10 protein-coding genes and 1 pseudogene are annotated in these 14,065 nt (G+C 69.2%); 3 read left to right on the forward strand and 8 right to left on the reverse strand.

Annotated features, from left to right (window positions below):
* Nucleotides 1-6: 6 nt before the first annotated feature.
* Nucleotides 7-66 (reverse strand): annotated as a pseudogene (locus ACQP2T_RS22725) (hypothetical protein); the annotation flags it as partial.
* A 381-nt stretch (nt 67-447) separates the two neighbouring features.
* Between ACQP2T_RS22725 and ACQP2T_RS22730 the strand changes: the two are divergent.
* The gene (locus ACQP2T_RS22730) at nt 448-816 is read left to right on the forward strand and encodes an ATP-binding protein (protein ID WP_433518106.1); all 369 of its coding nucleotides are present in this window, start codon (nt 448-450) and stop codon (nt 814-816) included.
* A 1,105-nt stretch (nt 817-1,921) separates the two neighbouring features.
* Here ACQP2T_RS22730 and ACQP2T_RS22735 read toward each other — a convergent pair.
* A complete protein-coding gene (locus tag ACQP2T_RS22735) occupies nt 1,922-4,876 on the reverse strand; it encodes an NACHT domain-containing protein (protein ID WP_433518107.1) in 2,955 nt (984 codons plus the stop codon).
* 406 nt (nt 4,877-5,282) lie between these two features.
* Here ACQP2T_RS22735 and ACQP2T_RS22740 point away from each other — a divergent pair, with 406 nt between their 5' ends.
* Nucleotides 5,283-5,795: an integrase core domain-containing protein gene (locus tag ACQP2T_RS22740; protein ID WP_433518108.1), complete on the forward strand. Its 513-nt coding sequence runs from the start codon at nt 5,283-5,285 to the stop codon at nt 5,793-5,795.
* Nucleotides 5,796-6,515: 720 nt separating this feature from the next.
* Here the strand turns inward: ACQP2T_RS22740 and ACQP2T_RS22745 are convergent.
* A complete protein-coding gene (locus ACQP2T_RS22745; protein ID WP_433518109.1) occupies nt 6,516-6,812 on the reverse strand; it encodes a hypothetical protein in 297 nt (98 codons plus the stop codon).
* A gap of 226 nt (nt 6,813-7,038) precedes the next feature.
* On the opposite strand from ACQP2T_RS22745, the gene ACQP2T_RS22750 reads away from it, so the two are divergent.
* On the forward strand, nt 7,039-8,007 hold the full coding sequence (locus ACQP2T_RS22750; protein ID WP_433518110.1) for a hypothetical protein: 969 nt from the start codon (nt 7,039-7,041) through the stop codon (nt 8,005-8,007).
* A 115-nt stretch (nt 8,008-8,122) separates the two neighbouring features.
* On the opposite strand, the gene ACQP2T_RS22755 is transcribed toward ACQP2T_RS22750, so the two are convergent.
* The 5 genes from ACQP2T_RS22755 to ACQP2T_RS22775 form a co-directional block, all read right to left on the reverse strand.
* The gene (locus tag ACQP2T_RS22755; RefSeq protein ID WP_433518111.1) at nt 8,123-8,779 is read right to left on the reverse strand and encodes a DUF2306 domain-containing protein; all 657 of its coding nucleotides are present in this window, start codon (nt 8,777-8,779) and stop codon (nt 8,123-8,125) included.
* Nucleotides 8,780-8,879: 100 nt separating this feature from the next.
* Nucleotides 8,880-9,554: a response regulator transcription factor gene (locus ACQP2T_RS22760; protein ID WP_355382691.1), complete on the reverse strand. Its 675-nt coding sequence runs from the start codon at nt 9,552-9,554 to the stop codon at nt 8,880-8,882.
* Nucleotides 9,551-10,792 carry a sensor histidine kinase gene (locus ACQP2T_RS22765; protein ID WP_433518112.1) on the reverse strand — a complete coding sequence of 414 codons (1,242 nt, stop codon included), beginning with the start codon at nt 10,790-10,792 and terminating at the stop codon, nt 9,551-9,553. The genes ACQP2T_RS22760 and ACQP2T_RS22765 overlap by 4 nt, the downstream gene beginning before the upstream one ends.
* A gap of 73 nt (nt 10,793-10,865) precedes the next feature.
* Nucleotides 10,866-12,224 carry a Pup--protein ligase gene (gene pafA, locus ACQP2T_RS22770; RefSeq protein ID WP_433518113.1) on the reverse strand — a complete coding sequence of 453 codons (1,359 nt, stop codon included), beginning with the start codon at nt 12,222-12,224 and terminating at the stop codon, nt 10,866-10,868.
* A 218-nt stretch (nt 12,225-12,442) separates the two neighbouring features.
* On the reverse strand, nt 12,443-13,627 hold the full coding sequence (locus ACQP2T_RS22775) for a DUF2786 domain-containing protein (protein WP_433518114.1): 1,185 nt from the start codon (nt 13,625-13,627) through the stop codon (nt 12,443-12,445).
* Between the last annotated feature and the right edge of the window lie 438 nt (nt 13,628-14,065).

Here is a 14,065-nt window from a genome sequence, read left to right on the forward strand (position 1 = left end):
GACATCGCCTCGTTCCACCGCACCCAGATGCTGCCAGGAGTAGCCGGTCATCTCGGAGAGCCACATCAGCGTGAGGCGGCGCGCCTTCCTCAGCTCACGCAGCTTGGCACCGAGCGCGGAGAGGAGGGACGCCCCCGGGTCGAGTGCCTTCCCCGGGCGTCCGCGACTCTGCTCTCTATGTGTAGTCACCTGTGTACCTCCCGCTGTCTTTGCTGCTCGTTGCCAGCAAATCAGGCGTTGCGATCTGCTGTCAGCACGTTGAACAGGCCCGATTCCCGGAATTGTCGCCGTGGCCACCGATGTCGTCGATTCGATCGATCCGTTGATGGCTACGCGGCGCCTGTGTGGACGAAAGCGAGAGTGAACATGGCGGAGACGGCTGTGGCGGAGCACTCAAGCTCTGTTGGGCAGAGCATGGTCTGGCGGCTTCGCGACGACGCTCGGGCGGTGGGTGATGCCCGTGACCTCGTCCGGCGCGCGCTCCTGCTGATAGGCCTGCAGCGGGATCTCGTGGAGGACGCCGTTCTGATGGTCAGCGAGTTGGTCACCAACGCGGTTTTGTACGGTGACGCGCCGTACGAGCTGGTGGTGCGGGTCGATTCGGTCGAAGTGGTCTGCATGGTGGTCGATGCCGGAGCCGTCCGCCCGATGCTGCGGAGTGCGGATACTCAAGCCGAGAACGGCCGGGGGCTGCTGATCGTGGCGGAGCTGTCGGCCGGGCTGTATGGCTGCATCCCGCAGGGGTTCGCCACGTGCCCTGGACTGGCGGGCAAGGCGGCCTGGTTCGCGCTGCCTCGTACGGAGGGTCGGCGATGAGCGGGGTGCAGGACCCGCTGGAGGTGTATCACGGCCTCCACGTGGCCCGTCTCCGGAGGGGTCACGAGCGGCTCGCGTGGATGAGCCCGGACGCTCGGTGCGGGTGGGTTCGGGTGCGCCGGCACACGTGTAGTCATTGCGTGCCCCTGGTACGAGTTCTGCGTCGCGGGCGGGCTGGCGTTCGTCCGGCGTTCCGCCGATGGCGTGATCCACGAGACGGCGTGGACGATGGCGGCCGAGGCGGAGCGGGTCTGGGGGGCGCTGCTCAGAGGTGCAGCCCGGTGAGTTCGTCTGTGCCTGGGGTGGTGCCGGTCTTGCGAGCGGGGCAGGGTCGTCGAAACCCGCTTGCGCGGGACATCCGGCTCAGCCTTGAAGGCGTCTCATTGACGGGGCACGTGCTTCGCTAGTGCCCGCCGGCATGCCGTTGACAGCCGAGCTAGCGCTTCGACGAGGTTATGTACACACCACGGAAATATATTGTGATCTAGATTCATACAGTGAGTAGGGTGGGTGGGACTCGAACCCACGACCCACGGATTATGAGTAGGTTCCCTGGGTGCCATTCAGTGCTGCGGAGTGCTGTTTTCTAGCGCTGTGGCCGAAATTCTCCCCGCCGTCGTGTCGGGAAGCGGTGATGGATGCCGCGCCGTATCGCGTACACGCGAGTAACCACCGAGCAACTATGCGTTCTTGGCGATCATCGTTATGCGCCATTTGCCCCCTATCTCAGCACGGTCGTGTAGGGCCAGGATTTCGTGGCGAGGCCCCAGCCCACAGCAAATTGAACGCGTACGAGCAGCCACCGAGCAGTCATTGGCCCGGGCGATGTTCGTCTGCTCGCCAGGATGACTTGTAGTTGCGTCGCAAGCGATGTAGAGCCGGCTTGACATGCATGGATGGAGTTTTCGGCAGGCGCAGTAGCGGTCGGCGTCGTGGCCGCGTTCGCCGAGTTCCTGTGGGTACGGCGACGCGTGCCCCGGTTCTTCTGGGGCGCCGTCGTGCTCCTGGCGACCGCGGGCGCCGCCAGCGTTGCCGATCGCGGGCAACGTGGGCGAGGCCGTGCTGATCGCCTCCATCGCCGTCGTGGTGAGTGACGCTAATGAGGTCAGGAGCGGACCAGGATGAGCGCGTCCGCAGAGGGGTCCGTGGCGCGGCGTTCGAGCGCCGTGATCCCGACCGCGATCTCCCAGAAGCTCCTGGCCACCGACTTCAGCGCCGGCTTGTGCATGATCCCGGCGGCCACCGCCAGCGCGCCCAGCCGCACGCAGCGGACGAATTCGACGTCGAACGCCCCCGGCCCGGCCAGCCCCTCCTCGGCGACGGCCCGCAGCGACGCGGCCACGTCGTAGGCCATGCGCGCCTCCGTGCCCGCCCCCTCCAGGTTCACCCGGTCCCCGCCCAGGCCGGTCAGCCGGGACAGCTCCGCCACGCCGTCCCGTACGGCGGCCAGCAGGGCCTGCGGAGGCAGCGGAGGGGCCCCGAACTTGAGCAGGTACGTCCGTACGAGCTGGAAGAGCCTGAGTGGCCGGCCCCGGTCGGGCTGCAGGATCGAGGCGGACGCGGAGGCCCGGATCTCCAGGACGGGGGCCTGCTTGTTGGTGGCGATCCAGCGGCACAGGAAGATCGCCATACCGCCGATCAGGCAGGCGCGCCGCGCTTCGGCCAGATCGACGTCGGGGACGTCGGCCAGTCGGCGGTCGCGGGTGAGGCCGTGTACGAGGCTCTGGACCTGGTCGATGTCGGACTTGAGAAGGTCGGTGCGGTCGTAGACGAACCGCAGGACCCGGTCATGGTACGACCCGGAGTCGTCCAGGTCGGTCTTGACCAGCTCGCGCTCGCGCGCCCGCCGCGGATTCCCGGCGAACTCGGCGAGCTGGAACAGGTTGCCGAACTGCTCCTGGTAGGGAACGTTGCTGTTCAGGGCCTTGCACATGTAGACCCGGTAGAGGAGGCAGGCGAGCAGCGCGGTGTCGCGTACCTTGGCGTCTTTGAGGTCCTCCTGCACCCGGTCGGCCACTTCCTGCGGCGTGGCGGTGAACGGGTGCCGGAGCGGGTCGGCCGCGTGCAGGTCCGGCGGCCCGCCGGGCTCGGCCACCCAGACGGGGCGCGCGGCCGGGTCGGCGATGACGGCGAAGGCTGGGTCGGCGGCCAGGTCGCGGGTGGGGAGCCGGTAGGCGGGCCCGCCGGGGAACAGGTCGTTGACCACGGAGAGGAAGTATTCGACGTCCTCGGGCCAGGTCAGCGAGGGAAGGCCGAACCGGCGGTGAAGGTCGGGGGTGACGGGGCGGGAGCACACTGCCACCTGGTCACTGACGCGGACCACGTCGCGTAGGTGACGGGTGACCACGACCGCCGACAGGAGCCGGTCCCGCTCGGGGTCGCCGTCCTGCGGGGTGTCGAGGAGCCCTTCCAGCTCGGCGCGGACCCGCGGGGCGATCGGGCGGCCTTCGTCCATGCAGTCGAAGGCCAGCGCCAAAGCGGGCACGGTACGAGACAGCAGGCAGGCCCGCACGATGGCGGTGGGGTCGGCGCGCGCCGCGTACAGCAGGATCGTCTCGCGCCACCACGGGTCGTTTACGGCGGCGGGTAGCCCGGGCTGCAGGTCGGGGTGGTCGTGGATGTGCGCGGCGGCCAGATACTCCTGGAAGGTCTGGTGGGAGAAGGAGTAGGCGCCGGCCTCGCGTTCGAGCAGCAGGCCGCTGTTCTCCAGGTCGGTGAGCAGGGTGGCGGAGGGCGGCGGGCCGTCCGGGGCTAGGCGGGCGAGTGACGCCTCGATCAGGGAAGTGACCTCGGCGCGGGGCAGGTCGCGGGTGCCGCGCTCCATCATGGTGTAGGCCAGCTCGCGCAGGATCTGCTCCTTGGGCTCGCCGTCCAGCGAGGTCCCGGGGCGTCTGACGTCGTGCCGCCAGAGCACGACGCGGCAGATCTCGGCGTACAGCTCGGCGCGGGTGCCGGGCAGGTCGCCGCGGATGCGGTGCACGTTGACGATCATGGTGAGGAGCAGCGGGTTGGCGGCCAGGTCGTAGAGGTGCGTGTTGTGCCGCAGCTCCGCCAGCAGGTCCTCGGGGCCGCCCTTGGAGGGGCCGGGGGCCCGGTCGGCCGCGCGGTACCAGGCGTGTACGAACATGGAGATCTGCTGGGTGGTGAAACGCCGGACGAGCAGCACGGTCGCGCTGTCGAGCGGGTATTCGCGGTAGCCGTAGGGTCGGCTGGTGATCACGAAGTCGTTCTGGGCGTACTGGGCGATCTGGCGCTCCACCCAGTCCACCACCAGGCGGCGGTGTTCCTCGCGGGTCACCTCGTCCAGGCCGTCCAGCATGACGACGCACCGGCCGCGCTCCAGCCTGCCGTCGAACCAGCCGGCCGGCTCCTGCTCGCGCAGGCGTCCCAGCCGCGCGGCGATGATCTCGGGCAGGCCGACGTCCGGCCGCTCGACGATGGCCGCGGCGTGGTCGCGCAGGTAGAGCAGGACGGGCAGGGCCCGGTCGTGCGAGCACAGGCGCAGGGTGGTGTGCCGCAGCAGCGTGGTCTTGCCCGTGCCGGGCGCGCCGATCAACGCCAGCACGGCGGGGTGGCCCTGCTGCAGGAAGTCCCCGAGCGAGCGGCGCTTGTGGGAGATCGCCGGCAGGTCGGCGACCAGCGCGCCGCCGGCGGTCTCGCGGGGCGGGCGGGATTCGAGGCTCACGTCGACGTAGATTTGCTCCAGCTCCGGGGCGTCGCCCCGGGTGATCAGGCCCTTCTGGTCGACGAACCTGACCGTCTCACGCACCTGTCGGCGGTAGTCGCGTTCGAACCGCGACGAGGTACGCCGCAGCAACTCGTCCGTATGGTCGGCCGCGGTCTTCACCCACCGGTCCTGCAGGTCGCCGAAGACCTTCCCGGCGAACCCGCCCGCGAGCAGCACCAGCTCGTACCCGGCGGCGAGCAGCACCGCCGCGGTGACGTTCTGCCGCACCCACTCCCACAGGGCGACGCCCAGCGCCGCCGGCGGCGCAACGGCCAGCCCCAGCAGCAGCGCGCGGCCCAGCCTGGAGCCCACCCCGGAGGCGGGGGTCGTCATACGGCCTCCCGTTGTGATGCGTCTTTCCCGCATTATGGGCGGCGCGGGCGCTCCACCATCCACCGTTCGGTGGATTCTCCGGTACGCCTCAACCACCCTCAATCATGGCCGCAGGGTCGATTGGTCGGCATGGCGATGACGACATCAGGCCCGCGCCCGCTGGTTCCACCAACGCGCCTACCTGGCCACGCATATGCCCTGCTCAGCTAGCGAAATACGGCTGCCATATGGCGCAAACCTAGGCGGTGTGACGTTCGCCCTTACCGACGATCGAGTATTGAAGCTGAGACTGGGACCGCTTGGTGGCCAGGCAACGCTGAGTCAACATGCTCCGCGAAGTCGCAGTCAAGCGGGATCAAAGATCACTTTCTACTGACGATCGGGCAGTGAAGACATCTTCTGAAGCATGCCGCAGCTCGATGTACTCGCGGGCACCGCGCTCACGGAAGACCGCGAGCGCGCCGGTCAGGGCGGCCTGGGCGGCCTCGAAATCTCCCCGCGCACGGTGGAGCATCGACAGATCATGTTCGGTACGGGCTCGCCACAGCGGGTTGGGTCGAGCATGAACAAGACTGATCCGAAGCCCACGCATCGAGCCGTGCTGCCGCGTTTCATTGTGAAGGAGCCGATGGGGCTGGGGCAGATCGTCAAGCGAGTCACCACCGCAGTGGGGATCAAGCCGTGCCACCCGTGCGAGGTACGAGCCGAATGCACCGACCGCATGCTCATCTACGACGAACGACACCTGCGATCAGTCCTAAACGAGTACACCAAGCACTACAACGCGCACCGTCCGCACCAGTCCCGCCGGCAACGCCCACCCGATCAAGACGAGGGAATTGTCGTGCCGATGGAGGGGCGGATTCAGCGCCGAAAGGTGCTCGGCGGGGCGATCAACGAGTACCGCCGAGCGGCCTAGCTGATCCGACGAAACACCAGATCAGGCCACATGTAGGAGTTTTGAAGCGGTACAGGCCGGCGAGAACCGAGAAACCCCAGGTCGAACGCGGTATTCGAGAGTAGGGCGGGTGGGACTTGAACCCACGACCCACGGATTATGAGTCCGTAGGTGAGCTGATCGGTCAGGGAGCGCGAGGCCCGTACGTGAGCTGACGCGCCTCTGCGGTGTCGGTGGCCTGATGTGTCCTAGGGAGGCGAGCCCGCCGTCGTCAGCGGGAAATCCTCGACCAATCGCCAGACCGTGCCGTCGTTCTCGTACCCGATCGAAGCTGTTGGTGCGGCGGCCGACTGTCAAGCCGGGCGGTGAGCATGGGGTGTTGCTGCGGGTGGCGCTGTTCGGCGTGTCGATCTACGTCGGGTAATTCGGGGCGGCGGGCGGGATCCTGATGCTTGCGGTGCTGGCGGGCTTTCTCGATCAGTCGCCTGCCCGGCTGAACGCGGCGAAGAACGTGCTGTCCGGGCTGGCGAACGCGGCGCAGACGGCAGCGCTTTCGCCAGCAGGGCTTACGAGTCGCCGCGATAGCGTCAGGTCACCCCCGGCGGTCCGCGTACCGGCTCTCACTGTGAGCCGGTCGGGAGCGGTATGACCCCAGCTGATCGCTCCTGCTGGGCACAAAGCGAGTTGTCCTCATCGATGGGTGCCGGCCATCGAACGCCACTCTGGGCGGCCCTGGCCTTGTCAGCAGTAGGCGACCGCCGGCCCGAGGAAGGAGTAGTTGTGGTAGGGGGTGTACTCCGAGCGCTGCCCGGGGAATACGCAGGGGCCGTACTCGGGCCAGGAGCCGGTCGGGGGGTTGATGACGTAGATGCTCACGCGGTATTGGCCGTAGCCGCCGGCGCAGTGAACCCAGACGGTCTTGCCGTCCCGGCCGGTGGTGCAGTCGGTGGGTGCGGCGTGAGCGGGGGTGGCGATGCCGACGAGGGCGGCGGTGAGGAGGGCTGTGGCGGCCAGCGCCGCAGGCTTTCTCGTGCGCATTCGCTGTCCTCCAGCAGGTGGGCAGTGCACTTTAGGAAAGCTTCTTAAAGAAAGATGCCTGGCCTTCCCCGCGTCGTCAAGACCGCGAACGGGCCCAATGGGCGAAACGCTAGCGTGCCGTCAAAAGTGGATCTTCTTGTGGTAATTCGTATTAGCATCTTGACGCAGCATTCCGCTGGGAGCGAGCGTGTGAATCCGCACCAAGACTCAGCGTGAAGGAGCCGAAGTGGACCACTTAACGCGACGGCGGACCGTGTTGCTGGGCGCGGCGGCGGGGGTGGCCGCGGGCCTGGGTCTCGGACCGGCTGCGAACGCGGCGGCGGGCCCGGCCGGGATGCCGACCTACCGGTACCTGCGCGACGCGCTGGCCCTGCCGCTCAGCCACAACCCGACGGGGGAGTTCATCTTCCCCTGCATCAGAGGGGTGTACGACAAGCTCAGCGATCCCCGAGCGCGCTACTACCTCTACTACGCCCCTCACGAGAATCCGGGCGGCATCTGCGTGGCCTTCGCCAACTCCCTGGCAGGCCCTTTCGACGACTACTCGGGCAACCCGCTCATCGACAACCGCCTGCCGACCACCACGGTCTCACACGTGTCCTCACCTCACGTGACCTGGGACGCCGCGACCCGGCAGTTCTTCTGCTACTTCCACGGCGAGAACTTCACCACGCGCGTGGCCCGCTCCACCGACGGCGTGACCTTCACCAACGAGACCCCGATCCTGAGCACCCGCCTGGTGCCCGGCACCTCCGAGACCTCCTACGCGCGGGTCTTCGAGCATCAGCTGCCCGGCCGGAACAACAAGTACGTGATGATCTTCATGGGGCTGCGCAACGGCCGTCGCATCTTCTACGGCTGGTCGCCCAACGGCTGGGACGGCTGGCAGTTCAGCGCGACCCCGCTGGTGAACCCCGAGCCCGACGGCTTGACCGACATCTCCGGCGCCACCCTCGTCAAGCGCAACGGAACCACCTACGTGGCCTATCACGGCAACGACGGCAGGATGCGGATCACCGAGGTCGGCAACGCCTTCGACAGAGAGACGCACCTCGGCGTCTTCCACTCCCCGATCCCTTCGGACAACGGCAGGGTGGCGGCGCCGTCGTTCGGCACCCAGGACGGTGTGGAGTACATGTTCTACGAGGCGGGACCACGACTGAACGCACGCATCTGCATCGCCCGGGCGGTCTGACCTGGCGGCCACACGTGCCGCTCGCCCGCTCCAGCAGGATGAACCCGCCACGCACCCTGCTGAACTCCGCAACGCCGGTGAAGGTCGCCTGGTCGAACCGCGCGGGCTCCCGGGGTCATCCCGCCGTTCGTACGGGCCGTCCACCGGCGGGCCAGGTCGTCCTGATCACCAGCTCGGCCACCAGCAGGTTGATCATCCATGACAGCCATGCGCCCCACACGTACGCGTCCTCGAACGGGGCCCCGGACATGCGCAGCACGATGAGCCAGAGCCGGAAGGTGACCGCGGCGAAGATGAGCGCGTACGACCTGGTGATCCAGATCCGGTGCCGGTCCACCTGGCGACGCCGGATGGCGACGAAGGCGGCCACGGCTGTCAGCAGCATGAGCACCGCCAGCGTGCCGAACCCCAGAGCGGCCACCGGCCCGGTGTAGCTGGTCGGGGCCAGCAGCAGCCCGCCGATCCCGGCCGCCAGCGCGCCCGTGAGATAGACGCGGCCGGTGAAGCGGTGCACGGCGGGGAAACGCCGTCTCAGCCGGCTCACGAACTGCGCCGGCCCCAGCGCCAGTGCCACCACCCCGCCGGCCACATGGAGGAAGAGGGAGGCTTGGCGGGCGAGGTACACCGCCTTCTGCGGCTCCAGGAAGACGTTCGGATCGAGCGTGAGATACGGGGAGGTCAGGAGGACGACGGCGGCGGCCAGGACGGTCATCGCCGCCCAACCGGCGCGGCGGGCCGGCGACCCGGCGGGGGCATTGAGGGATTCCTTCATGGCCGCTGACGCTACGGACGGGCCGCCCGCGCAGCGTCCCCCCGCCGGGGTGAGCACCCGTACCCCCGAGGGGGTACGCGACCCGGACACGTACCCGTGCTCAGGAACGGCCCTCGCCCATGTGACCGCTCTGGTAAGCGATGACGACCGCCTGCGCGCGATCACGGGCGCCGATCTTGGCGAGGATGCGCTTCACGTGGGTCTTGGCCGTCGACTCGGCGATCGCGAGCAGGTCTGCGATCTCCTCGTTGGAGTAGCCCTCCGCGATGAGGCGCAGCACCTGCCGTTCGCGCTCGGTGAGCTGGGCGAGCCGTGACCAGTGGGGCGCCGGCGCGGCGGGCGCGTCCGGCGATCTCGCCACGAACCGGCCGATGAGGTCACGGGTGACCGCGGGGTCCAGCAGCGCGTCGCCTGCGGCCAGGGTGCGCACGGCGTCGATAAGCCGCTCGGGCGAGGCGCGTTTGAGCAGGAAGCCGCTGGCACCCGCGCGCAGCGCGCCCCATACGTACTCGTCGTACTGGAACGTGGTGAGCACGAGCACACGGGCCGGCAGCCCCGCCGCGACGATGCGCCGGGTCGCCTCGATGCCGTCCAGGCCAGGCATCCGCACGTCCATCACGACGACGTCCGGCGCGAGGGACCGGCACAGGGCCACGGCCCGCAGACCGTCGGCGGCCTCGCCGACCACCTCGATCCCGTCGGCGGTGGCGAGCACGACCGCCACCCCCGCCCGGAGCAGCGCGTCGTCGTCGGCGAGCAGCACACGGACGGTCATGTCACCGGTTCTTCCTGTTCGGCGGAGGGGCCGTCACCGGACGACGGGCCGCCTCCCTCGGGTGAAGCGGCGGCGCCCGCGGGTGAAAGAGCGGAGCTCGTGGGCAACGGGAGCACGGCGCGCAGCCGGAAGCCGCCCGCGCCGGACGGGCCGTGCCACAGGGTGCCGCCGAACAGGGCGACCCGCTCGCCGATGCCGAGCAGGCCGCGTCCTGGCTGGTAGCCGGGAGGCGACCCGCGTCCGTCGTCACGCACGTCGATGTCGAGCGAACCGCCGTCGTGGCGGACGGTGACGGTCGCGGAGGTCGCGTCGCCGTGCTTGAGCGCGTTCGTGAGGGCCTCCTGGACGATCCGGTACGCCGAGAGGTCCAGGCTATGGGGCAGTTCCGGCGGTGTGGGGTCGATCTGGACCCGGACCTCGATCCCGGCCTCCGTCATGCGACCGGCCAGCTCGGGCAGGCCCGCGAGCCCGGGCTGGCCGGTCTCGCCGTCGTCTCCCGGGCTGTCGCGACGCAGCACGCCGAGGACGCGGTCGAGTTCGGCGAGTGCGGCGCGGCCGGTCTGCTCGAGGCCGAGGAGGAGTTCGCGGGCCTTGGCGGGGTCGCGGTCGAGCACCCTCCGCCCCGCCCCGGCCTGCACCAGCATGAGGCTGACCGTGTGCCCGACCAGGTCGTGCAGTTCGCGGGCGATGCGCGCCCGCTCCTCGGTGACGGCCTGGCGCCGCATCAGCCGCCGGGCGGCGAGTTGCTCCTCGCGCCGCCGCGCCGTGCCGTACCCGACCAGCCAGGTCAGCAGCCATACGAACACCACACCGCCGATGGACGCGGGCCTGGGCGTGGGCCGGACGGCCACGAAGTAGGCGGCTATGTAGATGATCGTGAGGACCAGCCCCCAGCGAGCCCGCCGCCGCGTCGCGTGCAGCCCGACGGAGTACACGCCGATCTGGTTCGCGTACGGCGCGAGCACGCTGGGGGCGGCGACGACGACGCCGGCGACGAGGGCCGTCGCGCCGAGGACGAAGGCAGGGAGGGGTGTGCGGCGCCGCAGAGCCAGGCCGGCCGCGATGCCGAGCCCGCAGGCCAGGGCGGCCGGAAGGCTCGCGCTCGGCAGGGGGGCCACCACGAGCCGTTCGGCCAGGTACAGGGCCAGGAAGAGCGCGCCCAGAGCGCTGTCGGCGATCAGTGCCGTGGTGCCGCGCGGGGCGGCCGTGCGTAATCGGTTCCAGACATCCGCGACCATGACGCCGGACGCTACCGCACCGCGAGGGCCCCGTCGGGCCGCCGCACTTTGAGGGGATTGACACTCCGCTCGGTCACATGTCGGCGATGAGTTTGTCCACTCGCTCGTCGACGCTGCGGAACGGGTCCTTGCACAGCACGGTCCGCTGCGCCTGGTCGTTCAGCTTCAGGTGCACCCAGTCCACGGTGAAGTCGCGCCGCTTCTCCTGCGCCTTGCGGATGAACTCGCCGCGCAGTCGCGCCCGGGTGGTCTGCGGCGGCACCGACTTCGCCTCGAAGATCTTGATGTCGGAGGTCACCCGCTCCACCGCGCCGCGCCGCTGCAGCAGGTAGAACAGCCCGCGCTTGCGGTGCACGTCATGGTAGGCCAGGTCGAGCTGGGCCACCCGGGGCGAGGACAGCGGCAGGTCGTACTTCTTCCGGTACCGCTCGATCAGCTGGTACTTGGTGACCCAGTCGATCTCCCGGGACACCAGGTCCAAGTCGCCGGTGTCCACCGCCCGCAGGGTGCGCTCCCACAGCTCCAGCACCTTCCGCGCGATCGCGTCGCCGCCATGCCGGTCCACGAAGTCCTTGGCCTTGCCCAGGTACTCCTGCTGGATCTCCAGCGACGACGCCTCCCGCCCGTTGGCCAGCCGGACCCGCCGCCGCCCGGTCATGTCATGCGAGACCTCGCGGATCGCCCGGATCGGGTTCTCCAGGCTCATGTCGCGCATCACGATCCCGGCCTCGACCATGCGCAGCACCAGGTCGGTCGCGCCGACCTTGAGCAGCATCGTGGTCTCGCTCATGTTGGAGTCGCCGACGATCACGTGCAGGCGGCGGAACCGCTCGGCGTCGCCGTGCGGCTCGTCCCGGGTGTTGATGATCGGCCGGGACCGGGTGGTCGCCGACGACACGCCCTCCCAGATGTGCTCGGCGCGCTGCGACACGCAGTAGACCGCCCCCCGCGGGGTCTGCAGCACCTTGCCCGCGCCGCAGATGATCTGCCGGGTGACCAGGAACGGGATCAGCACATCGGCCAGTTTCCCGAACTCGCCGTGCCGGCCCACACAGTAGTTCTCATGGCAGCCGTAAGAGTTGCCGGCCGAGTCGGTGTTGTTCTTGAACAGGTAGATGTCGCCGGCGATGCCCTCCTCGCGGAGCCGCTTCTCGGCGTCGACGAGCAGCCCCTCCAGGATCCGCTCGCCTGCCTTGTCGTGGGTGACCAGCTCGACCACGTTGTCGCACTCGGGGGTGGCGTACTCGGGATGGCTGCCCACGTCCAGATAGAGCCGGGCGCCGTTGGGCAGGAACACGTTGCTCGACCGGCCCCAGGACACGACCCGCCGGAACAGGTAGCGCGCCACCTCGTCCGGGGACAGCCTGCGCTGACCCCGAAAGGTGCACGTGACGCCGTACTCGTTCTCCAGACCGAAGATGCGTCGATCCATTGCCTCACACTATTCTCCCCGCCCGGCGCGACGGGGGAGATCGTCTTTCGCCCGACCCGGCCGGGGATTGATGTGTGGGTACCCGGAAAGCCGACGACACATGCGCCACGAGGCTCGGGTCTTCTCGTGCAGGTTCCTCGGAGGCGTTTGTGCGGCAGGAGTACAAGAGAGCGCGTCACCTCCACGCCTGCGCGGATGGATATTCGGAACCCGGAGCGCTATCGGTCTCGCGCCCCGAGGCTGGCCTGATCGGCGGCGGTACGGCCCGCCGCCCAGCCCTCCCGGTCCCAGGACGTGCGGACCGCATGCGAGACCAGGTTCGGGAACATACGCTCGACCGCCTGCTCCACCTCCTGTTCGCGGGCCGCCAGCACCCGCACCAGGTCGGTGCCCCGGCTGGCGCTCTCCTGTGATACCGCGGCCGCCGTGGCCTCGGCGAGCCGCTCCCCGATCCTGGAGGCGAACGCCGACAGGAACGACTGGCGGAATGTCTTATTCCTCGATCGGCCGGCACCGTGCTTTCTGGTGCCCGAGTTCACCAGCGCGGTCTGCGCCTGCACCAGCAGCGAGGTGAACAGCATCTCCACCCAGGACAGGTCCGCCCAGAACCCCAGCACGGTGGCGAACCCCAGCTCCTTCGACCAGATCACCCGGCACCTGTTGGCCTCGGCGATGAGAACGAGCAGCACGGCCTTGGGCTGCTCGTACGGCGCGTCGATGCCGACCCGGATGCCGGCCGGGGCCTCACCTCCGCCTGGTCGCGCGTCCAGCATCGCCGTGTCGATGCTGTACTTCGCCATCAAGCTCTGCGCCGCCGACATGAACGTCTCAGCCTCCGCCTCGTACGACGTCGACTCCGCCTGGGCAAGCAGCGCCCGCACCCGTGCGAGCGTCTTCTCGCTGACCGCGTGCGAGCGCGCCTGGACCGTACGGCGAGCGGCCCCGGGCGGCGGGCTCAACGACTCCAGCCGGGGCAGCCCGGTCAGCAACCCCAGCAGTTCCAGCACACCGGAGACGGTCACCAGACGGCCGGCCCCGTCGCGCGCCTGTCGCGCCGCCAGGTAGCCGCCCTTCCACCACACCGCGGCCTGCAGGCCGGCGAGTTGGTCGCGCCAGCGCTCATCCACCGTGGCCGGTTCATAGGCCCGCATCTCCCAGGCGATGAGGTCGGCCGCCGCCCGGCCGTGCCAGTCGGTCAGCCGCCTGGCCGCGATCCTGACCACGTCGGCGGGCTGCCAGCCGTACCGCCACAACCCCGAGATCGCCCGGGTCACGGCCTCCACCAGCACGCGATCGGCGTCGTCCCGGTCGGCCAGGAAGGCGGCGGCGGAGTCGAAGGCCGCCTGATCCTCGCCGGCAAGCGCCTCCATCGCCGCACCGATCAGCTCATTGGCCTTACTCACACATGCCGTCCACCTTGAAGAAAGTCCGCCAGAACTCTACCGTGACGGAGCCCCATCCCCTGCTCACCGGCGCGGCGGAAAACGGCGAGGTCCGGACCGACCTTGCGGGGCTCAAGAACTCGAATCACTTTCAGCGCAGAACCCTTGTCCGGTTGAGCGGGAGGAGGTGAAGGCGCCGAGCGACCAGCCCGGATCAGATTCGTACCACCGGGTCCCGAGGGCTGGGAACCCCCGCTCGGATGGCAACTGAATCCGTCCTGGCCCAAGGCGCCGGACATTCGGAGCTTCTGGGTAGCCGAGTAACGCGTCGACTGGCGAATCATGGATTCGAGCCTGTCATGAAGCGCCTGCTGCGGCACACCGCGCAGTCGGCGGGCCTGATGTGAGCACGTTCGCGGGATCAAGGGTTTCGGTGGTCGGAGCGACGCTTTCCCGGGC

Origin of the sequence: Nonomuraea sp. CA-143628, from assembly GCF_050942315.1 — a bacterium.
Classification (GTDB): Bacteria; Actinomycetota; Actinomycetes; order Streptosporangiales; family Streptosporangiaceae; genus Nonomuraea.